At 58.3% G+C, this 23,932-nt stretch carries 21 protein-coding genes; 7 read left to right on the plus strand and 14 right to left on the minus strand.

Going from position 1 to position 23,932, the window contains the following annotated elements:
* The first annotated feature begins 117 nt into the window (after nt 1–117).
* A complete protein-coding gene (locus tag HGP17_RS16575; RefSeq protein WP_168810810.1) occupies nt 118–1,143 on the plus strand; it encodes an acyltransferase in 1,026 nt (341 codons plus the stop codon).
* A 158-nt stretch (nt 1,144–1,301) separates the two neighbouring features.
* On the opposite strand, the gene katG is transcribed toward HGP17_RS16575, so the two are convergent.
* Nucleotides 1,302–3,500 (minus strand): catalase/peroxidase HPI, encoded by a 2,199-nt coding sequence (gene katG / locus HGP17_RS16580; RefSeq protein WP_168810812.1) that lies wholly within the window; start codon nt 3,498–3,500, stop codon nt 1,302–1,304.
* 330 nt (nt 3,501–3,830) lie between these two features.
* Between katG and HGP17_RS16585 the strand changes: the two genes are divergently transcribed.
* Together HGP17_RS16585 and HGP17_RS16590 are read left to right on the plus strand one after the other, a co-directional pair.
* Nucleotides 3,831–4,826 (plus strand): hydrogen peroxide-inducible genes activator, encoded by a 996-nt coding sequence (locus HGP17_RS16585; protein WP_168810814.1) that lies wholly within the window; start codon nt 3,831–3,833, stop codon nt 4,824–4,826.
* A 183-nt stretch (nt 4,827–5,009) separates the two neighbouring features.
* Nucleotides 5,010–5,186 carry a hypothetical protein gene (locus tag HGP17_RS16590; protein WP_168810816.1) on the plus strand — a complete coding sequence of 59 codons (177 nt, stop codon included), beginning with the start codon at nt 5,010–5,012 and terminating at the stop codon, nt 5,184–5,186.
* 251 nt (nt 5,187–5,437) lie between these two features.
* Here the strand turns inward: HGP17_RS16590 and HGP17_RS16595 are convergent, their stop codons facing one another.
* The 5 genes from HGP17_RS16595 to HGP17_RS16615 all read right to left on the minus strand — a co-directional run bounded on the left by HGP17_RS16595 (nt 5,438) and on the right by HGP17_RS16615 (nt 10,333).
* Nucleotides 5,438–6,619, minus strand: coding sequence for a M20 aminoacylase family protein (locus HGP17_RS16595; RefSeq protein ID WP_168810818.1), 1,182 nt, complete (start codon nt 6,617–6,619; stop codon nt 5,438–5,440).
* Between the two features lie 73 nt (nt 6,620–6,692).
* Complete coding sequence (locus HGP17_RS16600; RefSeq protein ID WP_168810820.1) at nt 6,693–7,472, minus strand: amino acid ABC transporter ATP-binding protein; 780 nt, start codon at nt 7,470–7,472, stop codon at nt 6,693–6,695.
* Entirely contained in the window at nt 7,469–8,422 is a 954-nt protein-coding gene (locus tag HGP17_RS16605) for an amino acid ABC transporter permease (protein ID WP_168810822.1), read from the minus strand. The genes HGP17_RS16600 and HGP17_RS16605 overlap by 4 nt, the downstream gene beginning before the upstream one ends.
* Entirely contained in the window at nt 8,419–9,312 is an 894-nt protein-coding gene (locus tag HGP17_RS16610) for an ABC transporter substrate-binding protein (protein ID WP_168810824.1), read from the minus strand. The genes HGP17_RS16605 and HGP17_RS16610 overlap by 4 nt, the downstream gene beginning before the upstream one ends.
* A 37-nt stretch (nt 9,313–9,349) precedes the next feature.
* On the minus strand, nt 9,350–10,333 hold the full coding sequence (locus HGP17_RS16615) for a nitrate ABC transporter substrate-binding protein (RefSeq protein WP_168810826.1): 984 nt from the start codon (nt 10,331–10,333) through the stop codon (nt 9,350–9,352).
* A gap of 101 nt (nt 10,334–10,434) precedes the next feature.
* On the opposite strand from HGP17_RS16615, the gene HGP17_RS16620 reads away from it, so the two are divergent.
* Nucleotides 10,435–11,763 carry a PLP-dependent aminotransferase family protein gene (locus tag HGP17_RS16620; protein WP_168810828.1) on the plus strand — a complete coding sequence of 443 codons (1,329 nt, stop codon included), beginning with the start codon at nt 10,435–10,437 and terminating at the stop codon, nt 11,761–11,763.
* 5 nt (nt 11,764–11,768) lie between these two features.
* On the opposite strand, the gene HGP17_RS16625 is transcribed toward HGP17_RS16620, so the two are convergent.
* From HGP17_RS16625 to HGP17_RS16645, 5 genes are all read right to left on the minus strand, one after another.
* On the minus strand, nt 11,769–12,845 hold the full coding sequence (locus HGP17_RS16625) for an acyltransferase (RefSeq protein ID WP_168810830.1): 1,077 nt from the start codon (nt 12,843–12,845) through the stop codon (nt 11,769–11,771).
* 36 nt (nt 12,846–12,881) lie between these two features.
* A complete protein-coding gene (locus tag HGP17_RS16630; protein ID WP_168810832.1) occupies nt 12,882–13,697 on the minus strand; it encodes a galactosyl transferase in 816 nt (271 codons plus the stop codon).
* A gap of 91 nt (nt 13,698–13,788) precedes the next feature.
* Nucleotides 13,789–15,285, minus strand: coding sequence for a lipopolysaccharide biosynthesis protein (locus HGP17_RS16635; protein ID WP_168810833.1), 1,497 nt, complete (start codon nt 15,283–15,285; stop codon nt 13,789–13,791).
* 301 nt (nt 15,286–15,586) lie between these two features.
* A complete protein-coding gene (locus HGP17_RS16640; protein ID WP_168810835.1) occupies nt 15,587–16,219 on the minus strand; it encodes a DnaJ domain-containing protein in 633 nt (210 codons plus the stop codon).
* A 195-nt stretch (nt 16,220–16,414) separates the two neighbouring features.
* Complete coding sequence (locus HGP17_RS16645) at nt 16,415–17,110, minus strand: NUDIX domain-containing protein (protein ID WP_168810937.1); 696 nt, start codon at nt 17,108–17,110, stop codon at nt 16,415–16,417.
* A 120-nt stretch (nt 17,111–17,230) separates the two neighbouring features.
* On the opposite strand from HGP17_RS16645, the gene HGP17_RS16650 reads away from it, so the two are divergent.
* Nucleotides 17,231–18,250 (plus strand): SPFH domain-containing protein, encoded by a 1,020-nt coding sequence (locus HGP17_RS16650; protein WP_168810837.1) that lies wholly within the window; start codon nt 17,231–17,233, stop codon nt 18,248–18,250.
* Nucleotides 18,251–18,253: 3 nt separating this feature from the next.
* Entirely contained in the window at nt 18,254–19,192 is a 939-nt protein-coding gene (locus HGP17_RS16655; protein ID WP_168810839.1) for a sugar kinase, read from the plus strand.
* A gap of 61 nt (nt 19,193–19,253) precedes the next feature.
* Here HGP17_RS16655 and HGP17_RS16660 read toward each other — a convergent pair whose 3' ends face one another.
* The 3 genes from HGP17_RS16660 to HGP17_RS16670 form a co-directional block, all read right to left on the minus strand.
* Complete coding sequence (locus tag HGP17_RS16660) at nt 19,254–20,753, minus strand: DegQ family serine endoprotease (protein ID WP_168810841.1); 1,500 nt, start codon at nt 20,751–20,753, stop codon at nt 19,254–19,256.
* 260 nt (nt 20,754–21,013) lie between these two features.
* Entirely contained in the window at nt 21,014–21,670 is a 657-nt protein-coding gene (locus tag HGP17_RS16665) for a DUF2161 family putative PD-(D/E)XK-type phosphodiesterase (RefSeq protein WP_168810843.1), read from the minus strand.
* Nucleotides 21,671–21,702: 32 nt separating this feature from the next.
* Nucleotides 21,703–22,599, minus strand: coding sequence for a LysR family transcriptional regulator (locus HGP17_RS16670; protein WP_168810845.1), 897 nt, complete (start codon nt 22,597–22,599; stop codon nt 21,703–21,705).
* Between the two features lie 141 nt (nt 22,600–22,740).
* Between HGP17_RS16670 and HGP17_RS16675 the strand changes: the two genes are divergently transcribed.
* Complete coding sequence (locus HGP17_RS16675) at nt 22,741–23,931, plus strand: MFS transporter (protein WP_168810847.1); 1,191 nt, start codon at nt 22,741–22,743, stop codon at nt 23,929–23,931.
* Nucleotide 23,932 lies beyond the last annotated feature (1 nt).

Raw genomic sequence — 23,932 nt, forward strand, 5'->3', positions numbered from 1 at the left:
TAAGTTTGCCGCACCCGTCCTTAACTCGATCTCAGCGTTGGACGACCAAGTTTATCGAAACTATTAATTGAAGCAGCCTACGATGTTGTCTGGAGATCAGTAATCCGGCAGCCATCCATGTCTAATGTTGAAAAGAATTCCCATATTCCTGCACTCGACGGCTGGCGCGGGTTCGCGGTCATGCTCGTCTTGATAGGCCATTTCGGCGGCGATGGCTATTTTCCCAATCTTGGTTCGTCGGGTGTTGATCTGTTCTTCGTTCTCTCTGGTCGCCTTATGGCAGAGATACTCTTTTTGCGGAAAATGCCGCTTCGACGCTTCTTTTTCCGGCGCTTTACTCGCGTCTATCCCGCCTTATTTGTCTTCGTTTTCGTCAGTGGAATCTTGCTCGCACCAACTTCCATAAGCCCGGGTGCTATCGGTATCTTCGGCGCGCTGACCTTCACGTTGAACTATCTGATAATCGAAAGCGGTACCTTCGTACCGACGTTCGACCATATATGGTCGCTATGCGTTGAAGAGCAAAGCTATGTGCTGCTCGTAATTATGGCCGTGCTGTTGCGTGGAGCAAGCATCCGCGTTATCGGACTGAGCGTTCTCGCATTGGGTATTGCAGCGCTTGCGAATGGCATCGTTCAATACGATATCTATGGCCGGAATCCGTTTGTCGTATTCTGGCCGACGGATGTGGCCACAGCGCCCATATTGATCTCTGCGGCAATCTTCCTTCTGTTTGGCGAGCTTCTCAATCAGCCGAGGTTGACCTGGATCGTACCTCTCGGATTCTTTGGCGGGGTGATACTACGTGTTTTTGGCGATTCAGCCTGGGCTTTCTTCGGTGCGAAAGCCTTGCTGATGTCGGTCGCTGTTTGCGCGCTCGGGCAATCGACACGATTTTCGAAGGCGTTGTTTGAAGGCCCTCTTATCCGGCAGATCGGACGGATGTCCTTCTCGCTTTACATATGGCAGCAACCATTCCATGTCGCGGCGCTTGGGGGAGTTATCGCACAACCGATCGCATTAGCCCTTGCTATTTGCTGTGCGTCGATCAGCTTTTACCTAGTTGAGCAACCCGCGCGCGAAAGATTGAATGCCTGGTTCGAAAGAGACAAGGTTCAGAGCGCGATTTCGGTGCATGGCTAATCGATCGTATGTAAAAACGAAGGTAATGCCGCTTTGCTGTTCAACGTCTCCAGCTGTCTAATTCACTCACATCGATCGGCCCGAAAAGCGCATCATCATCGATGCCCGGACGCGACCTGAGGCAGGTCGCGTCCGAGTATATGTCTACTATTTCGACATCAAGCGATATCGAACCGATCAGCGTTCATGACCTTCGTCCAGGCCGCCACGAAGTCGCGAACGAACTTCTGTCCGGCATCCGCCTGGCCATAAAGTTCAGCGAGTGCGCGCAACTGAGAGTTGGAGCCGAAGACAAGATCGGCACGCGTGGCCGTCCACTTGACTTCGCCGGTTGCGCGATCGCGGCCTTCGAAGACATCCTTGGCGTCGGAAACGGCCTTCCATTCCGTGCTCATGTCGAGCAGGTTTACGAAGAAGTCGTTGGTCAGTGCTTCCGGGCGCTTGGTGAAGACGCCATGCTGCGACTGGTTGACGTTGGCGTTGAGCGCACGCAGGCCACCCACCAGAACAGTCAATTCAGGCGCCGTCAGCGTGAGCAGCTGAGCCTTGTCGACCAGCAGTTCTTCCGTGGAAACGGTGTACGCTCCCTTCTGATAGTTGCGGAAGCCGTCAGCGATCGGCTCGAGAACCGCGAAGGCCTCGACATCCGTCTGCTCCTGCGATGCATCGGTACGACCCGCGACGAAGGGGACGACCACATCATGGCCGGCCTTCTTTGCAGCCTGCTCGATGGCCGAGGAACCGCCGAGGACGATCAGATCGGCCAGCGATACCTTCTTGCCGCCGGTCTGGGCATCGTTGAACTTCTTCTGGATGCCTTCCAGCGTGTTCAGCACGGAAGCAAGCTGAGCCGGCTGATTGGCTTCCCAATCCTTCTGCGGAGCGAGGCGAATGCGAGCACCATTGGCTCCGCCGCGCTTGTCCGAGCCGCGGTAAGTCGATGCAGATGCCCAAGCTGTCGAGACCAGCTGCGGGATCGTGAGGCCTGATGCTGCGATCTCGCGCTTAAGGGCGTCGATATCATTGGCATCGATCTTTGCGTAATCCGCATCCGGAATCGGATCCTGCCAGATGAGTTCTTCGGTGGGAACTTCCGGGCCGAGATAGCGAACGCGCGGACCCATGTCGCGGTGCGTCAGCTTGAACCAAGCGCGGGCGAACGCGTCGGCGAACTGATCCGGGTTTTCGAAGAAGCGGCGCGAAATCTTCTCATAGTCCGGATCGGCACGCAGAGCGATATCGGACGTCAGCATTGCCGGCGCGTGACGCTTGGATGCATCATGCGCGTCCGGAACGGAGTTGGCGCCTGCGCCATGCTTCGGGGTCCACTGGTGAGCACCCGCCGGGCTCTTCGTCAGTTCCCAGTCGTAACCGAACAGGTTCCAGAAGAAGTTGTTGCTCCACTTCGTCGGCGTCGACGTCCAGGTGACTTCCAGGCCGCTGCCGATGGTGTCGCCACCCTTGCCGCTGCGGAAGCTGTTCTTCCAGCCAAGGCCCTGCTCTTCGATGTCGGCACCTTCCGGTTCCGGACCAACATGGGCCGCATCGCCGGCGCCGTGGGTCTTGCCGAAGGTGTGGCCGCCGGCGATCAGCGCGACGGTTTCTTCATCGTTCATCGCCATGCGAGCAAAGGTCTCGCGAATGTCGCGAGCGGAGGCGAGAGGATCGGGATTGCCGTTAGGGCCCTCCGGATTGACGTAGATCAGACCCATCTGAACGGCAGCGAGCGGGTTTTCGAGATTGCGTTCGCCGGTGTAACGCTTGTCGCCAAGCCAGGTGTCTTCCGCACCCCAGTAGATATCCTCTTCCGGTTCCCATACGTCTTCGCGACCGCCGCCAAAGCCGAACGTCTTGAAGCCCATGGATTCCAGCGCGCAATTGCCGGTCAGGATCAACAGGTCGGCCCAGGAAATGCTGTTTCCGTACTTCTGCTTGATCGGCCAGAGCAGGCGGCGAGCCTTGTCGAGGTTGACGTTATCCGGCCAGCTGTTGAGCGGTGCGAAGCGCTGCGTGCCGGAAGATGCGCCGCCACGGCCATCGCCGGTGCGGTAAGTGCCGGCGCTGTGCCAGGCCATGCGGATGAAGAGCGGGCCGTAATGGCCGAAGTCGGCCGGCCACCACTCCTGCGAATCCGTCATCAGGGCGAACAGATCCTGCTTGAGCGCATTCAGGTCGAGCTTCTTGAACTCTTCGGCATAGTTGAATGCCGTGTCCATCGGCGTGGACAAGGAGGAGCCCTGATGAAGAATCTTGAGATTCAGCTGATTTGGCCACCAGTCACGATTCGACCGGACGGAGGCAGTGGTGCCCCCATGCGGAAACGGACACTTGCCCGCGGTTTCAACTTTATTGTCCATAATTTTCTCCCTTATGGCGGCTGAATCATCCAACCGGGGGTACCCCGCCCGGGAAGATGCTCGGTTTCATCTGGTGCGGTGACGGCGCGTCACACACATGCAATCTCGTGGTCTTCCGACTTCCGACGACGCGGATCAGCCGGAAGCAAAATCAAATCGAGGCGCCTGAGTTTTCGATCGATCCAGGGCACCAGGTAACGGCTTCAGTTAACACTCCCGATCCGGGTTTTGTATGACCGGCGAGGATATCTCATCTCCGCGGCGGCACTATAGCTAAGCTGTTCGATTAATTTAAGTTGGATTTCCTGATCGATGCGATAAGGTGAAGTTATGGCAAATCTCACCCTGAAGCAGTTGCGTTATTTTGAAGCCTTGGCAAAACACGGCCATTTTGGGCGTGCGGCAGACGTGTGTGCGATTTCGCAGCCAGCATTGTCGATGCAGATCAAGGAGTTGGAGGAGCAGCTCGGAACCGATCTTTTCGAGCGTGGCGCAAGGCAGGTTCGATTGACCAATTTCGGAGAAGCATTCGCTACCCGTGTGCGTGAGATTCTACGTTCTGTCGACGAATTGGCGGACCTCGCGCGGACGTCTCGCAATCAGCCCGTCGGACGATTACGGATCGGCGTGATTCCAACCGTTGCGCCTTATTTGCTGCCGACCATCATCGGTAATTTGACCAGCATGTATGATGGTCTGGACATCCATGTGCGTGAGACGTTGACGTCGAAGCTTGTCGAGGAACTGGCTGAGGGGCGCCTTGATACCGCGATCGTCGCCTTGCCCGTCTCCGAGCCATCGCTGACCGAGGTGGCCTTGTTTACCGAGAACTTCGTGCTCGTGCGGCCGAGCGAAGATTCGGGCAAGCCCGTGCCCAATCGCGAAGCATTGCGCGAAATGCGGCTTTTGCTTCTGGAGGAGGGCCATTGTTTCCGTGATCAGGCGCTATCTTTTTGCAACATACAATCTGCCTTGCCAAGAGAACTGATGGACGGAAGTTCCCTGTCGACACTCGTGCAGATGGTGAGCGCCGGAATCGGCGTGACGTTGATACCGGAAATGGCGGTTGCAGTTGAAACGCGTTCGGCCTCGGTCTCCGCTGTTCGCTTCCAAAGTCCGCAGCCTTCGAGAACTATCGGTATGATCTGGCGCAAGACCAGTCCGCTTGCCAAGCAGCTTGCGCAGATTTCCGAAGTCGTGCGCCAATCGGCCGACGCCATGCGGGAGCAGCACGATTCAAGCTGGCGAAGCCAGGATTTCGAGTTTGAAGCCCTGCGATCGCACCCCGCGAAGCCGCCAATTGGTTTTGATCGGACTGGAAATTGAGTTGCTCAAAAGGCGATGATGTCGATCAGGTTGGGCGAAATTCATCGCAAATAAGGAACTTGTCCACAGCCGGCGAAATTTTAAACGATTAAAGTAATTTTAATCGTTTAAAATTTTTAATGCCTTGATTTACAAGAAAACTCTTCCATGTCATGCCAGTATCGCATGATAATGGAGGTCGTGATGCCAGAGTTTGAAAACGTAAGAAATGAGATTCCTACGTATGTAGTTGATCGTCTGGAAAGCGAATGGCGGCTGATGCAGCCGCAGGACACGCAGATGCAGACAAGCCTGAAGACGGCAGCTCCCCAAAACGCTACGTTGACGGCAGCGGACGCTCTCGGCACTTCGGACCAATGACCTGTTAAAGAGGCGCCTTGTGCTCGCATGAGCAGCAGGGCCTGAGATACGGCTTCTACCCTTCACCTTGCATCGGAACTGGCATTGCCCCGACCACTATCGGTCAGGGCAATATGTTTGCCGTTGAAGGTTTAAGTCGGAGGTCGTGTCTAGAGCGGTTCAGCTTTTCACGGAATCCCCGAACCGCTCTATCTCTTTGTTTTCGCGCAATTCCGGACGGAAAACCGCTGCGCACTTTGCCTGGAATTGCTCTAGGCGTCGAGATAACGTTCGGTCAATCGGGCCCACATGGCGGCACCGACGGTGAGGCTCTCATCGGCAAAGTCATACTTGTCGTTGTGCAGCATTGCGGAGTTCAGACCGTTGCCGAGACGCAGGAAGCTTCCGGGCTTGCGCTCCAGGAAGTAGGAGAAATCCTCACTGCCAGGAATGAGATTACAAAGGCCAACCTTTTCAGGACCGACGAGTTCTTCTGCCACCGCGCGCGCGAACTCGGTCTCTTTCTGCGAGTTGACGACGACCGGATAGCCGTGAATGTAGTCGATCTCGACACTGGCGTCATAGCCTTCGGCGATGGATTCAGTGAGCTTGCGGATCCGCTTTTCTAGAAGCTCGCGGATCTTCGGATCGAAAGAGCGGACACTAAGCGCCATCTTTGCGTATTCGGGAATGACGTTTGAAGCCTCGCCAGCATGGATCGAGCCGACGGTGATGACGGCTGTTTGCGTCGGATCGATGCTGCGCGAAACGATCGTCTGCAAGCTCACGACCAGATTACACGCGATGACAACGGGATCGATGGCCAGATGCGGCCGCGAGGCGTGGCCGCCCTTGCCGGTGATGGTGATTTCGACCGTATCGGCTGCCGCCATCATTGGGCCTGAGCGCATCAGCCAGCTGCCCTCCGGTGCGCCTGGATGATTGTGCAGCCCGAAAATGGCGTCGAAGGGAAAGCGCTCGAACAGGCCGTCCTTGATCATGGCCTGAGCGCCACTCACCGCGCCAGCCTCTTCCGCCGGCTGGAAGATAAGGTTGACGGTGCCGCTGAAGCGTCGCGTACGGGCCAGATATTCGGCAGCTCCGAGCAACATCGTGGTGTGACCATCGTGACCACAGGCATGCATTTTGCCTGGCACTTTGCTGGCGTAAGGGCGGCCGGTCTGCTCGAGGATCGGCAATGCATCCATGTCGGCGCGGATCGCGATGCTCTTCTTGCCGGCTCCGGTCGTCAACCGGGCAACGACACCATGGCCGCCGACATTGCGGGTCACTTCGTAACCCCAGGATTCCAGCTTTTCAGCGACGAAACGTGCGGTTTCCGTCTCTTCGAAAGACAGCTCCGGATTGGCGTGAAGATGCTGGCGGATACCGGTCAGCTCGGCTTTCATCGGTTCAAAGTCCGAGAGACGGGCGAAATCGTTATCTTGGGTCATGACTATTCCAATGCTTCGCTTGGGCCGCGCAGGCAAGAGCGTTGCTGGCCTTGGTAATGGTGGAACTGTCGCCCTAGATGAAGCGCGACAGGAAGCTGCGGGTGCGTGGATGCTGCGGATTGCCGATCACATCCTCCGGTTTGCCCTGTTCAACGATCTTGCCGCCATCCATGAAAACCACGCGATCCGCGGCCTCGCGGGCAAAGCCGATCTCGTGGGTGACGACGATCATCGTCAGGCCCTGCTCGGCAAGATCGCGCATGGTCGCCAGGACTTCGCCGACCAGTTCGGGATCGAGCGCTGACGTTGGTTCATCGAAGAGCATCAGCTTCGGCTTGATCGCCAGCGCTCTGGCGATTGCCACGCGCTGCTGCTGGCCGCCGGAAAGTTGCCGCGGATAATTATCGGCCTTGGCGGAAAGCCCGACGCGGTCGAGCAACGCCCGCGCATACTCGGTCGCCTGCTTGCGGCTTTCGCCGTGGATACCGATCGGTGCCTCGATGACATTCTGAAGTGCCGTCATATGCGGATAAAGATTGAATTGCTGAAACACCATCCCGATCTTGCGCCGCTGCAGGGCGATCGCATGATTGGAAAGCCTGACGAGCCGGCCTTTGGTCAGCTGGTAGCCGATCTGCTCGCCATCGACTTCGATCGAGCCGCGATTGATGGCTTCCAGATGATTGATGCAGCGCAGGAACGTCGACTTACCGGAACCGGATGGCCCCAGAATGACCACGACTTCGCCGGGCGTCACATCAAGATCGATGCCTTTCAGCACCTCGAGATTCTCGAAGGATTTATGGACGTTGCGAGCCCTGACCAGCGGCGACAGATTTACATTTGCGTTCATTGACCCGCCTCCTGTGCCGGAACGAGGACTTGCTCGGTGTCCTTTGCAGGCTTGGTTGCACCAGAACGGCGCTCGGCGCGACTATAGTGACGCTCGATGTAACCCTGGCCGACGTTCAGCACCGAGGTAATCAGCAGATACCAGATAACCGCCACGAGCAGCATCGGGATGACTTCGAAGGTGCGGTTGTAGATCGACTGGACGGAATAGAGCAGGTCGGCCATGGCAATGACGCTGACCAGCGAAGTGGCCTTGATCATGCTGATAAGCTGATTGCCCGTCGGTGGCACGATGGAGCGCATGGCCTGAGGGATGATAATGCGCCGCAATGCACGGATCCGTGTCATGCCGAAGGCTTCGGCTGTTTCGAACTGTCCTCTGTCGACCGACAGCAGGCCGCCGCGAATAATCTCGGCCATATAGGCAGCCTCGTTCAGCGCCAGCCCGGCAATTGCCGCCGTCATCGGGCTGATCACCGAATTCGTATCCCAGCTCGCAAAGGTTGGTCCGAAGGGAATGCCGATCGATAGCGTCGGAAAGAGCGTCGAAAGATTATACCAGAAGATCAGCTGCACCAGCAGCGGCGTCCCGCGGAAGAACCAGATGTACAACGAGGCGAGCGAACTCGATAACGTATCCTTGGACAGTCGCGCGATCGCTAGGAGGAGGCCCAGCACGCTGCCAAGGATCATGGCGACGACAGTCAGGCCAAGCGAGACATAGAGGCCATCGATGACGACAGGGTCGAAGAAATATTGCGCGACGACGTGCCAGCCAAAATTCTCATTATGTGCGATCGACCAAGCGAAATAGGCGGCGATCAACAGAGTCACGATCCAGGCCGCGACACGACCCTTCGGGAACGGCGTATGGGCATTCGCCACATCACGCTGCGCGGCATCTGCACCGCCGGTGGCCGGCGGTGCATCGTCTCTTTTTACGTCCGTCATTTGCTCGCCTGCGCAGCCAGGTTGATGCCAGGTTCCTTGATCATGTTGTTCTCAAGTCCCCATTTTTTCATGATGGCGGCATAGGTGCCGTTATCCATCAATTCCTTGATCGCATCACGCATGATGGGGCTGAGCGGCGAATTCTTCGGCAACACGATGCCCTGGAAAAGGTTGTCGAAACCGTTCTTCTGGCCAACGGCGGCAAGCTCAAGCTGCCCGTTCGCTTGCGAAACGTAGTAGGTCAGCGGTGCCTGCGAGGAGAAAAATGCGTCCGAGCGCTTGGAACGAACGGAAAGGATCGATGTCGGCTGGTCCGTGAAGGATTGCACTTCAAGCGCCGGCTTGCCGTCCTTCGTGCATTTCTCGGCCTGGGTCTTGATGACCTTTTCAGCAGATCCGCCCGCCATCACGGCGATGCGATGACCGCAAGCCGTATCAAGTGTGGTGATGCCCTTGGGGTTTCCCTTTTCGACGGCAAAAACGACGAATTCCTGAACGTAGTCGACGAAGTCGTTGGCATCCTCGCGCGATGCAAAGTCGCCAATCGGGCCTTCTGCAAACTGGAAGCGGCCGGAATTGATGCCGCTGAGCAAGGCCGGAAAGCCGCCGACCGTCGCATGGCTGATCTGGATGCCGAGGATCTGACCCATCGCCTTGGTCAGCTCCGCAGCCGCGCCGGTGACATCGGAAGCGCCGTTGACGATTTCATAGGGAGGAAAGGAGCCGCTGTTGACAGATACCATCTTGCCTGACGTGCGGATGCTTTCCGGTAGCTTGGCATGCAGTTCGGCGTTGACCGAAAGTTTCGGCAATGCTGCGTCCTCCGCGAAGGCAGATGCCGACATCATCAGGCTTGCGGCTGCGATGTAGGTGAGTTTCTTCAAGATCATAGTTATTCCCCTTTTTGCTTTGCGTCTTTGAATTTACTTAGTTTTTAGAGCTGCTTGTCTCGCTGCCATCGACGTCGAGCGGGAAAAGCTCCTCGGGCGTCATCAACCGCGGCAGAATCCCTTGTACGTGCAACTCTTCAGCGAAATCGGCGATCATCTTGCGGTTGGCGGCAAAACCGCTCGCGTCCCAGCCTTCGGGTAGCTCTGCCGCCGATTTCAGCAGCTCGTCGAGCATGAAGGGTGTGGTGTCAGCATATTTGCGCCGCTTGTTCAGCCAGACACGCTGCGATTCATCGAGCAGCGCATTCAGTTCCGCCATGACCCAGGGGTGCTCGGCGACGAATGCCGCCTTGAACCCGATAAGATGCATACCCGGTACATAGCCCACATCGGCGAAATAGCGATGTTCGGCGGCGCGGAAATCGGGCAGCAGCTGGCGAAAGCCGGAATTGCCGGCAAAATAGCCATCCGGCATGAAGGGCGTGAAGACTGCATCGAGTTCGCCTTCTCGCAACAAATCCACCATGGGCCGCTCGCCAGGGGCGGCCTCGATGCGGCCGGGACGACCAAAGCCATCGAGGCGATCGGTGATCGGATGCGCCTCTGTCAGGCGACCTGCGTACCACATCGCATCTTCGACACCGACGCCTTCGCGCCGGAGCGCTGCCCGCGTCCAGGTGTTGCCGGAGTCGCGCCAGCCGGTGACTCCGATGCGCTTGCCGGCCAGTTGCGCAAAGCTGGTGATCGGACTGCTTTTGGTGGTGATGACGCAACGATGGCGAAAGCCGCGCATGATGAAGTTTGGCATGCCGACAATGCTCTCGTCACCTTCTATGCGCATCTGCGTATAGCGGCTGAAGGAAGTTTCAGCGGCATCATAGGTATCGCCCTTGCTGAAATTCGAATCCAGCGTGCCGACGCGATCGACTTTGATATCGAGTTTGGGAGAGGAAACATCGCCCAAAATCAGTGGCGTCACGTAGTCCCAGTCGCGAAGGGCAAGACGAAGGGTAAGAGGCATGGAATTCACCCGCAAGAGAACTTGTTTTCTCAATGGTTAAATGTTCAATATGAGGCGATCAAATGTTATTACGTTATTGAACATTAAAAATTGGCGCGGAAATGAGCGATATTAGAGATGCAAGCTGGTTTGCCGAAAAATTGACCGACCGGACAATTCGCGGAATCGCGATTGAAACCAGCGCCTTGATCCGCGCCGGTGCTTTACCGGTTGGCACCAAGTTGCCGCCCATCAGGGATCTGGCGTTTGCGCTTGGAATTAGCCCGGCCACGTTGTCCGAGGCATGGAGCGAGCTTCGACGTCAAAAGATCATCAGCGGGCGAGGGCGCAACGGCACATGGGTCAGCGGCGATCGCTTTGTCGCACAGCCGGCTCGACTTGCCAGTGCGGGCCACTATGGCGAGCATGTTCTTGACCTCACCTCTGCCGGTCCGGATGTCGAACTGCTCCCGAAGCTCGAGCAGGCGATGGCCTATGGGGCATCGGCGGAAAAGCTGAACAGCTACGAGCGCAGCCGTATCCTGCCGGAGCTGGAAGCGGCGGTGCGAGCGAGCTGGCCCTACGAGCCGGAAGCGTTCCTCGCAACCAACGGCGGCTATAATGCTGTCTATACCTTGATCAATGCGCTGGTCATGCCCGGTGCCTCGGTCGCGATCGAGGATCCCACCGGCATGCGGCTTCTTGACATTCTCGAAGATCGCGGAGCCCGGATCATCCCCGTGACCTGTGATGAACACGGCCCTCTGCCATCCTCGTTGGAGGACGCCATGAAATACCGACCGGTCGCCTTCGTCTTTCAACCCCGCATGCATTCCGTCACAGGCCAGACCGTGAGCTCCTCGCGTATGCAGAGCCTGGCGGAAATCCTTCGCGGCAAGGACACCCTGATCGTGGAGGACGATGGGGTTGCGGATATTTCTGCAGCACCGCGTCAGTCGATGGGACAGCTCTATCCGGATCGCGTCATTCATATTCTCTCATTCTCAAAGACGCATGGGCCCGACCTTCGGCTTGCAGTGCTCTCGAGCTCACGCGCCATCATCGATCAGATCCAATCCTATCGCAGTTTCAGTTCTGGCTGGACCAGCCGTATCCTGCAGTCGGCGGCTGCGTGGTTGCTGTGCGATCCTGCGACGGCGGCTTGTCTTGATCACGCGCGAACCATCTACGATCACCGTCGGGCGGCCCTGATCGATGCCCTTGCCGAGCGTGGAGTGCCGGCGCTTCACGGCGCGGGCCTATGCGCCTGGATCCCGATTTCCTCCGAGCCATTCGCGATGGTGACGCTTGCTGCCCGTGGCATCGCGGTCAACCCGGGAGCCAAGTTCTCGATTTTGCCGAGCAGTCACCTGCGTGTCGTGACAGCGACTCTCTCGGATCGCCGAGAGGAGGTTGCCGATGCGATCGCACTCGCTGCCGTCCACACCTGAACGGATTACTCGCCGGGTGTACCTGCGCGGACGCTATGGCCAGTCTGTTTCAAGGGCGTCGCATGTTTGACGAGCAGGCTCGCCAACTTTGCCGCGATGTAGGCAATGACCGATACAAGGACGAGATAGAGGATGATATAGACCAGCGGCTGCGACGACTGCATCCTACGCAGGACATGGCCGTAGATCTCCGTAAACCCGCGATGGCACATGTAGATCGGATAGGAGAGGTAGCCAAGGAAGATGCCGGCGCGCTGTAGCTTCTCCGGCAGTTCCAGCATCGTGCCGGCAACCACGATCAGCGGCGAAATCAGCACGCAAAAGACCAACGCATATTTCAGCGAATAGGTGGGAAGGAACAGAAGAATGCAGATGGCAGCGATGGGGAGAATTGCAGCATAGCTGTTGAACGTCTGCCCGAGCGTCGAATTGCTCCGCAGCCGGTAAATGATCATGCCGAGCGTGAACGAGAAAAACACGCGGGCGAAGCCGCCATCCACCGAGCGCCACTCCCAGCCCAGATCAAGCGATTTGTGGAAAAATACCGAGCCGATGAGCATGGCCAGCGACAGGCCGGCAATGATGATGAGGCTCCGCGTTCTCAGTCGAAAGAGGACGAGAGCAAAGACAAGATTGGCAAGCAGTTCCCAGAATAGCGACCAGGCTGGGCCGTTCAGCGGATAAAGCGCCCAGATATCTCCGGCGGATCGGGTTAGAAAGCTTGGTGAGGGCAGCATGAGGGCTGTCGTCAGAATGCTGGCGCCAAGATCGGCCCGGCCGACACCCGCTGCCTGCCAATGCAGCAACAGTTGCACGAGCCCGAAGATGCTGCCGATAATGAACAGGGGATAGAGGCGCGCATAGCGCGCCTTCATGAAGGCCAGCGTGGTCATGCCGCTGGCAAGCTTGTCGCCATAGGCTCTGGCGATCACGAAGCCGCTGAGCACGAAGAAGAAGTCGACCGCGATATAAGCTGATGGCGCGTAGGGCCTGTCGAGGTGATAGACGACGACGGCATAGGCGGCGAGGCCGCGCATGGCGTCGAGAGCGGCGTATCTGTGTCTTGCTGCATCAGCCGTCATGGTCGAGCCCTTGTTGAGCGAAAGCGATATCCGTGGCTATCCGGCCGCGCGGTTGCCGAAGAATTCGTTTCTCAGGTTGCGGTCGAGCGGGCGGACACGCGAGAGATTGCCGAGAAACTGGCGGGGGTGACGCAGCACCGAGGGATTGAGAAAGTGCGTTCTGATAAGATTGGAAGACTTGCTATGGGCGCCGCTGTGACCGACGCGATAGATCGCGCCGCGAAAAGGCAGCGATCCGAGCGGAAAGCCGGCCTCGGCAAGCGTCCTGCCGATGCGCACGTGGCTGCCGAGCATCGACTTGATGTAATCGATCTCCGCGTCCTCGAAGCTGGACGGCAGCCGATAGAGATCGGATCGAATGATCAGCGACGTCCCGCAATAATTGGCGAAGTCGTTGTGATGCATCAGCAGCCGGCCGCCCTCGTTCCAGAGGTAGCCCTTGTCAATCTTCCAGCCGTTCGCGTCCTGGTTCTTCGCGGCAAACTCCACGATGTTGGCGCTGACGAAATCATCATCGTCGACGATCATGAAGAACCGAGAATCGCGGGCGGCAAGCATGCCACTCAACACGCGACGACCCTTGTCCAACCGGAAGGCATCATAGACCTTCTCGCGATCGGCGCCGTTGATATCGTGCAACTGGTTTGGCGGAAAGGTGACGCGCTCGACCGAGAATTTCGGCGGCAAGGCGGGGAGATCGGCGCCCTCATTGGCCACGATGATGCCGCGCCAGTCACCATTCGATTGCCCGCAGATCGAGGCGATCGTTTGCGACAGCCGGCTCTTGAGCGCAGGCCAGTCATTGGAGTTTGCCTGATGGCGAACAGGGATAATGAAAGTCACCAGTGTCATGTCGCGCCCTTTTGACATTTGGTTGGCTGTTGCATCGGATCGACGTTGCTCGGGGAGAGTTGCATTTCTCGCGCCACCGTCTGCAACGCCGTTATTGAGGTTTTGCACGGCGTCCCTGCAGGGTCGTCCGCACAAGGAAGAGAATTCTGTCCCGGCACAGCAGGAAAATGAGCGCCGAATAGGTCAGACCTCCGGCAAGGATCTCGCAGACGAGGCGAGCAGCCGGCGACCATTCGCTCAAGGCGGACGACAGCGCGAGCACCACGACCAGCATGCCCAGATAGGCAGCGATGGGTCTCAGAAACTGCCCGAAATATTCAGCGATGCTCAGACCGATGAGGCGGGAAACCATCCACAATGTCGCTGGCCAGAGCAGCAGGACCTCGGCCATCAGCGCGAAGACGATCGTCGAGACGCCAAACTGGTAGAGGGCAAACACGGTCACGATCGTGACGATGTTGCGCACCAGCTGGTAATAAAACCACCAGTCAGATTTGCCCTGGCTCGTAATCAGCGATGCCTGGATCACGCCAATGCCGCCCATCAGGCCGATCACGCAGAAGAAGCGCACCGGCCAGATCGCTGCAACCCAGTGCTGGCCGAAAATCAGGGGAATGGCATCGTCTGCAACTGCTGCCAGGCCCATGAAGGCCGGAAAAGAGACCAGCGAGCAGCCGAAGGTTGCCATCAGGAAAGCTTCGCGCACCTTGTTCTGATCGTGCTGCAGGGAGGAGAGCAGCACATGGCTCACAGAGGTCAGACCGCCGGCGAGCACATTGTTGAGCATCTCGTAGAGCCGGCGGGCGAAATTATAAATACCGAGCGCTGCCGGGCTCACCAGCGTGCCGATGATCAGCTGATCGAGGTTCATGGTCTGCAGAAAGCGATTGCCGGATGCGAAGACACCGTAATGCAGCAGCTCGCGCAGACTGGAAAGCTTGATCCGCACCCCCGGCAGCCATTTCGCGCCCCAGAATGCGGCTATGCAGGCTGCGGCCGGCGCGGCAATCTGTGCGATGGCAAGTGCCCAGAGGCCAAAGCCAGCCAGGATCAGCGACAGGCAGATGATGGCTGAAACAGAGGTCGCGATCGCCGTGCGTACGGCCGCGAGATGGAAGGACATCGTCCTGCCGATCAAGGCATTGGGCACGATGATCATCATGTCGAAGAAGATCTTCAGGCCGATGATCATCAGAAGGCTGACGATCTCGTCATGGCCGACCCAATGGGCAAGGATTGGCGATAGCGCAAACAGCGCGGCATAGAGAATGGCAGCCGAAAGGAAAGACAGCCAGAACACCGTATCGAGATGGCTGCGGCGGATCGACTTCTGCTGAATCAGCGCCTCGCCGAAAGCCGTCGGCCCGAAGCCGGCGGCGAAACTGACGATAGCGAAGGCAAGTGCGACGAGACCGAAATCCTGAGGCAGGAGATATCGCGACGTGACCACGAAAACGAGACTGTTCAGCGCCGTTGGGATCAACGTGTCGAGTGCCGACCAGAATGCGCCTCTCAATGCGGCCCGCGATCGGTTTTCGCTCAGATGTTCAAAGACGATTTCATCCGCTTCGGAAGCCAGCAACCGCATACCTCGCGCTTTAGATTTGAAATCGATGCAGCCCCTGGTCTGCGCCGATTGGTCGCCGGCTGGTCATCTTTTGATGGAACCAATGGCGTCTTGGAGCCTTGATCTAGGCCACGTCCTCGATTTGTCTAGGGACGATTGTTGCATTGCAACATTACGTTGCCGAAAAAGATTTCGAGATCGAGATAAACGCGAAGCTGGGCTATTCCGAGGCGAAATTTGTCGGCACATAGGCCGAAGTCAGCTCCGCACGGTAAAGCAATAGCATCCGGCGGTCGAAACTGTTGGGCATCGACAGCACTGGCTATTGCGCTGCCGAACGCACCTTTGGAGCGTCGTCCCATTCGAGATCGGATGCCAGTTCCGTCGGATCATCCGTCTCGTCCATGACGTAGAGATAACCCTCCAGCATATCGCAGGCCCGTTCGCTTGCGCCGATCTTCGCTTCCGTTTCGGAAATCGCGGTGGCGATCGCCTTGATGCGGGCGCGTAGCATATGCCCGACGACATCCTTGCCGGGGCGTTTGCCCAACCGGTCAAGATGGAGGCTAATACGGTTGGAGTGCCGCTCCAGTTCGCTCTTGCTGAAATTCGCCTTGCGGATGTCCTCAAGAAGAGCCGCCCGCATTTTGGCGACCGGATCGAACGTTCCCGGCTCGCGCTCGTCCAGCACCATTTCCGTAATGAGCTTCTCGATGGCAACAAGCGCCTGCAGGTCCTTGGCATCGGTCAGCTCGACATCGTAACCGGTGTCATCGAAGACTTTCCGGCGAGTCGGATCCAGAAGCAGTTCATAGGCTTTCTGCAGCCGCGCGAAGGCATCCGTGTCGCCGCCAGAATCCGGATGTGCCGCCTTCGCCCGCTTGCGATAGGCCGCCTTGATCTGCTCATCGTTCGCATCGCGCGCAACGCCAAGAATTTCGTATGGATCAGTCACTCCAGCTCCTGCGGCTGCATATTCCTGTTCAAGATGCCAAGGCGCCTTGGCGGTGGCTCAACAGACGGAAAATCGCCTACCTTCGGGCTCTTCCTATCTGTCTTGCGACACTTTTGCACCATCACAACGGCAGAGTTTGGACAAAAACGGCCGCGTGTCAAAGCCCAACTATCTCTTTTTTGAAACTGTGAACGGCTAGATCGTACGGTCGAAAAAGACCGTCGCATGCACCTGCTTGAGCCGATAGAGCTGAGCGGGGCGGTTGCTGGCACGCCGCATTTCGCCCTCTATCGGCTCAATAAAATCGACCTCCGCTATCCGCTTGCGGAATGCGGACTTGTCGAGGCTACGGCCCAGAAGACGCTCATAAACCATTTGCAGCTCGCTCAATGTGAACGCATGCGGCAACAGGTGGACCGGCAAAGTCGAATATTCGACTTTGCTGCGCAGTCTCGTGATGGCCGTCTTCAAAATGGCGGCATGGTCAAAAGCGAGGGGACCATCCACCCCGTCTGCAATGATCGGACGCCAGGCGGCCTCCGTCATGTTGCCACCGTGCCTAAGCGTCACGTCATCCGGTGAAATCAATGCCATGTAAGTGACACTGAGGCTCCAGCCGCGAGGATCGCGTTTCGCGTCGCCGGACACGCCAACCTGCTCGAGATAGGGGGCAACGATGCCCGTCTTTAAGTTGAGGACGCGGCGTGCGGCTGCTTCGAGGTCATCATCCTCGTCGACATGGATCCATCCGCCGGGCAGTGCCCAGTCGCCTTCAAAAGGGCGCGCGCCGCGCTGCGCCAGAAGGACCTCAAGGCCTGCTGCGGTCAACGCAAAAATGGCGAGATCGACCGAGACGATCGGCCGCGGATATGAATTCTCGGAGTTTTCCATACCGTAGATATAGCGCCGCTTCGCCTTAGTGTAAAGTTTCAACTAACTTAGTTGACAAAACACACTAAGCTGTGTTTATTCGCCTCATCACGATTTGAAGCACGCTTCCAGGAGGCAAACATGTTTGGATTTCGTTTTATCAAGGCGCAGCCAACGCAGTATGTGATCCAGTATCGCAACGGCCGTCCGCAGCGGGAGGGTGCTGGGCTTTCGTTCTGGTACTATGCCCCGTCGACATCGCTTGTCGTCGTGCCGACAGCCAGCGTCAATGAGCCGTTCATCTTCCCGGAAGTGACTGCCGACTTTCAGGAAGTGACGATCCAGGGTCAGATCACCTATCGGGTCGCCGATCCAAAGCGCACCGGCGAACTGCTCGACTTCTCGCTCAATGCGAGGGGCCAATACGGTTCGGAGGATCCGCAAAAACTGTCGCAGCGCTTGATCGATCAGGTGCAGGTGGCAATGCGCGCCGAGGTGCATGCCTTGCCGTTGAAGGAAGTTTTAGGTGCCAGCGAATTGCTGGTCGGGCGTGTGGCGGCCACGCTCCATGATCATCCGGCGTTGCAGGCTCTGGGCCTCCAGCTATTGAGCCTGTCGATCCTGGCGGTGAAGCCGAAGCCCGAAACTGCCAAGGCGCTCGAAGCGAGCGCTCGCGAGGCGTTGCTGCGAAGCGCTGACGAGGCGATTTATGCCCGCCGCAATGCCGCCGTCGAGCAGGAGCGCACGATCAAAGAAAACGAGCTTGCGACCGAAATTGCCGTCGAAAACAAGAAGCGCCAGGTGCGCGAAGCTCAGATGGATGCCGAGCGCTCGGTCCAGGAGCGGCAATTGCAGATCCGTCAGGAGGAGATGACCGGCAAGATTGCGCTGGAAGAGCAAAACAAGGCGCTTGTCGCTCTCGCGTCGGGTAATGCGCGTGAGGAAGCGGATGCGAAGGCCTATGGCCTGGCCGCCATGATGAAGGCATTCGGCGATGCCGATCCGAAGATGCTGCAGGCACTGGCCTCGGTCGGGATGGAGCCCGGCCAGCTGATGGCACTCGCTTTCCGCGATCTTGCCGACAATGCCACCAAGATTGGTCAGCTGAACGTGACCCCGGATCTATTGCGCGAAATGCTGCAGCCGCAGGCAAGGGCCTAAGCCATGGCGGGCGCTGAAGACAGAAAGATCGTCCTGATCGTGCGCGACACACGCCTCGATGAGCTGATCGCCCGGTTCAACACGGTTCAGCAGGCGCAGTTCTATGTCGAGCATCTTGGCGCGGATTTCGGCGATTATCTGGAAGAGCAACAGCATTACCGCGCGGCGGTGCAGGAGGTGGAGGCCAGCCTGCGCGCCGTCGCCCGGGTCCAAACCCTCAATCGGCGCTATCTCGGCAATTTCATCTTTGCCGCCGATGACATTGTTGTCGTCCTCGGTCAGGACGGCCTCGTCGCCAATACCCTGAAGTATCTGGATGGCCAGCATTTGCTCGGCGTCAATCCCGATCCAAAGCGCTGGGACGGCGTCCTTCTGCCATTTCAAGTGAGGGATGTGCGCAAGATCATACCGGAGGCGATGACACAGCGCAGGTCCCTGAAGCGGGTCAGCATGGCAAAGGCATCGCTGAATACCGGCGAGGTTCTCTATGCGGTCAACGATCTCTTCATCGGCCCCCGCAGTCATGTATCGGCCCGCTACAATCTTACCATCGGCCAAAGCCACGAAAAACAATCGTCGAGCGGCATTATCGTTTCCACGGGAATGGGGTCCACCGGTTGGCTGAAAAGCCTTTATGCGGGTTGGGCAGGGGCGGCGGCGAGTTTTGGCGTCGACGTGCCGGCCGGGATTGCCGACGCGTCTTTTCCCTGGGACGCACAGTCTCTGCATTATTTCGTGCGGGAACCGTTTCCCAGCCATACGACAGGCGTCTCGCTGGTTTCGGGGCAGATCGACGCGGAGACGCCGATGATCGTAATGTCGGAAATGGCCGAGCACGGTGTCATTTTCAGCGATGGGATAGAAATTGATTTTCTGCCGTTCAATGCCGGCACGCTGGCAACCATCGGGCTTGCTGATCGCCAGGGGCTGCTGGTGACCTGAAAACAATCGGCCTGCCTCCAAAACATGGAGACAGGCCGGCTCTTCAGCGATCGCTCAGGTTTCAGGCGGCCGAGAACGGCACGGCCACGAAGGTCTTGTCGCCATCGCGCTGGATCAGCAGCAAGACGGACTTGCGTCCATCCTTGCCGGCCTGGGCGACGTCCGCCTGGACGTCATGAGCATTTTTTACCGGCTGATCGTTGACGGAGACGATAATGTCGCCCGTCTGAATGCCAGCAGCCGCTGCCGGTTTGTCCGGATTGACACTGGCAACGACGGCGCCCTGCAGAGTGTGCGGCAGGTTCAGCTGTTCGCGAACATCCGGCGTCAGGTTGGCAAGGCCTACCCCGATGCTTGGCTGGTTGGACGGCTGTACCTTGCCGTCGCCATCGTCGTTGGCGGCCTGCTTGCTGTCGTCATTGCCGCCGATGGTGACATTGACATCCATGCTCTTGCCGTCGCGCCACACGGTGAGCGAACGGTGATCGCCGGGCGAAAGATCGGCCACGAGCCGCGACAGATCCTTCGGCGTCTTGACGGTTTCGTTGCCGACTGCGGTCACGATATCGCCGCTCTTGATGCCGGCGCGCGCGGCTGGGGTATCATTGTTGACGCTTGCGACCAGCGCACCCTGGGTCTGCGAAAGGCCCATGGCGTTGGCGATGTCTGGTGTCACCGGCTGGATGGCGACACCGAGATAGCCATGGTCGATCGAGCCGTTCTTTTCGAGCTTGGCGACGATGGACTTGGCTTCGTCGGATGGGATGGCAAAGCCGACGCCGACGCTGCCGCCGTTCGGAGAGTAGATGGCGGTGTTGATACCGACGACATTACCCTCTCGGTCGACAAGCGGGCCGCCGGAGTTGCCGTGATTGATCGGGGCATCGATCTGGATGAAGTCGTCATACGGGCCGCTGTGCAGATCACGGCCACGGGCCGAAACGATGCCGGCGGTGACAGTCGTGCCGATGCCGAAGGGGTTGCCGATCGCGAGGATCTGGTCGCCGAGCTTCAGCTTGTCGGAATCACCCCAGGCAATGGTGGCGAGCGGCTTCGGCGCCTTGATCTTCAGAACGGCGAGATCGGACTTCGCATCGGCACCCAAGAGCTTGGCGGGAACTTCCGTCCCGTCGTCCAGCGTCACCTTGATGTCGATGGCATTCTGGATGACGTGGTTGTTGGTAACGATGATGCCGTCAGGGCTGATGACGAAACCGGAGCCCAGTGCCATGGCGCGCTGGCTTTGCTGCTGGTGCGGGGCCTGCTTCGGAAATGGGATGCCCTGGTTTTCGAAGAACTGACGGAACTGTTCGTCCATCGGAGAGTTGCTGTCGGCGCTTGCATCGGTCGCCTTCATCGTCGTCGTGACGGTAACGACGGCGGGTTTGTCTGCGTCGACGATCGGAGCGAAGGAGCCGCCGGGTGCCACGATGCCTGCAGGTTCGGCGGCTGCGGCAACGGTTGCGGATGTGCTGAAGGCAAAGGGCAATGCGCCGGCACCAACGATGATGGCTGCGCCCACGATGGCGGCGGTGCGGTGCTTGCGAAGAAGAGATGACATGGCAAAAGTCCCTTACGAGATTGTTGGCGATATGGCGTCTTGTCCATGTCGGGACAGGCGTCGAATGGATTCGCGTCAATTCGTTCCGGAAGCCTCTGTTCCTCGTTACTCGGAGAACCAAAGTATAAAACTGAATTGGCGCTGATGAGTAATATGATCCGCCAATTCAGTTTTACAAATTAAATATCGATCATGTTTATATTGCAAAAAATTTAGATATTACATGAATTTAATGTCGGTTGGCCGAAATTTTTCCATATTTAGATTTGCTGTGCCGGCCACCTCTTGAGAGCCTCCGTTCCAAGCTCCGTCAGCGCATAGATCCCGCGGTCGATGCGCTCGAACCAGCCGTAGACGTTATCGCGTAGAATTTGCGGGGCTTTCGGCGCTGCTTCGCGCATATCCTTGGGGCGTTGGGCGCCGTTCTCTATGGCCGCCGCGCAAACGAGGGCCTGCTGTCTATAGGCGGTCATGATCGGCTTTCGGGTGCTGCCGCCAAGTGCCGGATCGCCCTTGCGTCGACGATGTTCTTCGACGAGGCGCGATCTGCGTCGCGCATTCTTGCGTGGCATCGGCGCCACCGGGCTCACAACGATATCGACATTGCCGCTATCGGACACCGAAAGCATGCCGAAGCCAAGCCGGCGGCACAGGTCGCGGAAGCGTCGGTCACTTTCTCGTCCTTTGCCTTTTGCCGAGACGCGGGCGGCGATCCAGACCTCGTCGCTTGCCGCGGCGCGATCGACGGCCTGCAGGATCAGCTCGAGATTGAACGTCATCTTGAGCTCACAGATGACCACAAGAGGCGGCTCACCATCATTTAGCCCAACCAGGTCGCAGCCACCGATCTCACCCTTGACGAGATAGCCCGCTGTCTCAAGAAATGACTTGATCGGTAGATAGAGGTCGGTTTCCAAATCCAGCTCCGCTTAGAATATCGCGGTGGAGTTTATCCGATTCGGTTAACCAGGAAGTCGATAAAGGCCCGGATGCGTGCGGCCAGATGTTCGTGACCGGCATAAACGGCATGGACATGCTCGATATCTTCCGGATTGAAGTCTTCGAGAACCGTGACGAGCCTGCCGGCATCAATGTCTGGCTGGACGTGAAATTGCCCGATGCGGGCGAGCCCCATACCTGCAATGCATAGGCTGCGAACGGTCGGCCCGTTATTGGCCTGAAGGTTGCCTTGCACCGTTTTCACGAAATGGGTGCCGCTCTGCGGGTCGCGAAACGGCCAGCCTTCGGCCGTCGGTCGAAAATTGAAGGTCAGGCAATTGTGATCATCCAGGGCGTCCGGCGTTGCCGGCAGGCCATGTTGACTGAGGTAAGATGGCGAAGCGACGATGACTCGTCGGCTGTCCATAAGCTTTCGCGCCTTCAGCGAGCTGTCGCGCAAAGCACCCGCGCGGATCGCGACATCTGCGCGCTCGCCGACGATATCGATCACGCTGTCGGTGAGCGAAATGTCCAGCTCGATCTCGGGGTACCGCTTCAGAAAATCAGGAATGATGGGCACCAGGCAACGGACGCCGAATGCGACCGATGCGCTGACGCGCAAGAGACCACGCGGGATCGTGGCGCCACCGGATGCGACGATACGCTCCGCCTCCTGGATATCGGCGAGGATCGTCCGGGCCTTGTCCAGATAGATTTCGCCCTCCGGCGTCAATTGCAGGGAGCGGGTCGTCCGCACCAGAAGACGTGTGCTCAGCCGCTCCTCCAGTCGGGTGATGAGCTTGCTGACGGCGGAGGGGGAAAGGCGCAGCTTCCTGCCGGCAGCAGAAAAGCTCTTGAGCGTCGCCACCTGCACGAAAACATCCATCTCGCCTGCGCGATTGTCCATTGTCAGCCTATTTTGAATTCAATTCACAAGTGTTGCGTTTATATAGCCGATTATCGATTGAATGTCTTGGTCCCATATTCCCACCCGAACAAGAACTGATGCAGCCGGCGCGGGCCGGATGCGATTTGATCGGGTGATCTCATGCCTCTCGCTCTCTTTGCGTTGACGATTGCTGCTTATGCGATCGGAACAACCGAATTCGTCATTGTCGGCCTTCTGCCGACGGTCGCAAACGACCTTCACATCAATCTTCCGCTCGCCGGTCTCATTGTCAGCGTCTATGCGCTCGGTGTTACCTTTGGTGCGCCGATCCTGACGGCATTGACTGGCCGCATCGAGCGCAAGCCGCTGCTCCTCGGTCTCATGGCGCTGTTTGTCGTCGGCAACGGCATGGCCGCCTTGAGCCCAGACTATACGCCGCTGCTGGTTGCTCGCGTGCTTTCCGCCTTTGCCCACGGTGTATTCTTTTCCGTCGGTTCGACCATCGCTGCCGATCTCGTGCCGGAAAACCGCCGCGCCTCGGCCATCGCCATGATGTTCATGGGCCTGACAGTTGCCATCGTGACCGGCGTTCCGCTCGGCACCTTCATCGGCCAGACTTTCGGTTGGCGCGCCACCTTTGCCGCTGTCGCCGCTCTCGGGATCGTAGCTCTTGCCGCTATTGCGTTGCTGCTGCCGTCAAATCTTCAGAAGGCGCCGCCGGCAGGTATCGGTGACCAGGTCCGCGTGTTGGCAAGCGGCCGGCTGTTGATCGTCTTTGCCATGACGGCGCTTGGCTATGGCGGCACCTTCGTCGCCTTCACCTTCCTTGCCTCGATCCTGCAAGAGATAACCGGCTTTGCGGCTTCTGCGGTCAGCCTCATCCTCGTGCTGTATGGCATTGCCATTGCTATCGGCAATGTCATCGGCGGCCGCCTCGCCAACGGCAATCCCGTGCGTGCGTTGACATGGCTCTTTATCGCCCAGGCGCTAGTGCTCGTCCTGTTCAGCTTTACCGCCGTCTCGCCGTGGCTTGCTATCCCTACACTTGCGGCACTCGGGTTCCTGTCCTTCGCCAACGTGCCCGGCCTGCAGCTTTATGTCGTTCAGCTTGCCCGGCAGGTGCGGCCCGCTGCCGTCGATGTTGCCTCGGCGCTCAACATTGCCGCTTTCAATCTCGGTATTGCCGCCGGCGCCTGGATTGGCGGGCTGGTGGTCGAATCCTCGCTTGGCCTGGGTGCCACGCCTTGGGTCGGCGCGATCCTCGTCGTTGCGGCCCTTGTTCTCACACTCTGGAGCGGTGCGCTCGATCGCCGCTCTTCTTCGGCAACGCAGCTCGTCTGCGCTGTCTGAT

Source organism: Rhizobium sp. P38BS-XIX (assembly GCF_012641435.1).
GTDB lineage: Bacteria > Pseudomonadota > Alphaproteobacteria > Rhizobiales > Rhizobiaceae > Rhizobium.

Coding starts and splice junctions, on each gene's coding strand:
- HGP17_RS16670 (WP_168810845.1), bottom strand. CDS start 22,599: ATGGACAATCGCGCAGGCGAGATGGATGTTTTCGTGCAGGTGGCGACG.
- HGP17_RS16635 (WP_168810833.1), bottom strand. CDS start 15,285: ATGCGGTTGCTGGCTTCCGAAGCGGATGAAATCGTCTTTGAACATCTG.
- HGP17_RS16600 (WP_168810820.1), bottom strand. CDS start 7,472: ATGAACGCAAATGTAAATCTGTCGCCGCTGGTCAGGGCTCGCAACGTC.
- HGP17_RS16645 (WP_168810937.1), bottom strand. CDS start 17,110: ATGGAAAACTCCGAGAATTCATATCCGCGGCCGATCGTCTCGGTCGAT.
- HGP17_RS16620 (WP_168810828.1), top strand. CDS start 10,435: ATGAGCGATATTAGAGATGCAAGCTGGTTTGCCGAAAAATTGACCGAC.
- HGP17_RS16675 (WP_168810847.1), top strand. CDS start 22,741: ATGCCTCTCGCTCTCTTTGCGTTGACGATTGCTGCTTATGCGATCGGA.
- HGP17_RS16585 (WP_168810814.1), top strand. CDS start 3,831: ATGGCAAATCTCACCCTGAAGCAGTTGCGTTATTTTGAAGCCTTGGCA.
- HGP17_RS16595 (WP_168810818.1), bottom strand. CDS start 6,619: ATGACCCAAGATAACGATTTCGCCCGTCTCTCGGACTTTGAACCGATG.
- HGP17_RS16655 (WP_168810839.1), top strand. CDS start 18,254: ATGGCGGGCGCTGAAGACAGAAAGATCGTCCTGATCGTGCGCGACACA.
- katG (WP_168810812.1), bottom strand. CDS start 3,500: ATGGACAATAAAGTTGAAACCGCGGGCAAGTGTCCGTTTCCGCATGGG.
- HGP17_RS16575 (WP_168810810.1), top strand. CDS start 118: ATGTCTAATGTTGAAAAGAATTCCCATATTCCTGCACTCGACGGCTGG.
- HGP17_RS16630 (WP_168810832.1), bottom strand. CDS start 13,697: ATGACACTGGTGACTTTCATTATCCCTGTTCGCCATCAGGCAAACTCC.
- HGP17_RS16650 (WP_168810837.1), top strand. CDS start 17,231: ATGTTTGGATTTCGTTTTATCAAGGCGCAGCCAACGCAGTATGTGATC.
- HGP17_RS16660 (WP_168810841.1), bottom strand. CDS start 20,753: ATGTCATCTCTTCTTCGCAAGCACCGCACCGCCGCCATCGTGGGCGCA.
- HGP17_RS16615 (WP_168810826.1), bottom strand. CDS start 10,333: ATGCCTCTTACCCTTCGTCTTGCCCTTCGCGACTGGGACTACGTGACG.
- HGP17_RS16625 (WP_168810830.1), bottom strand. CDS start 12,845: ATGACGGCTGATGCAGCAAGACACAGATACGCCGCTCTCGACGCCATG.
- HGP17_RS16590 (WP_168810816.1), top strand. CDS start 5,010: ATGCCAGAGTTTGAAAACGTAAGAAATGAGATTCCTACGTATGTAGTT.
- HGP17_RS16610 (WP_168810824.1), bottom strand. CDS start 9,312: ATGATCTTGAAGAAACTCACCTACATCGCAGCCGCAAGCCTGATGATG.
- HGP17_RS16605 (WP_168810822.1), bottom strand. CDS start 8,422: ATGACGGACGTAAAAAGAGACGATGCACCGCCGGCCACCGGCGGTGCA.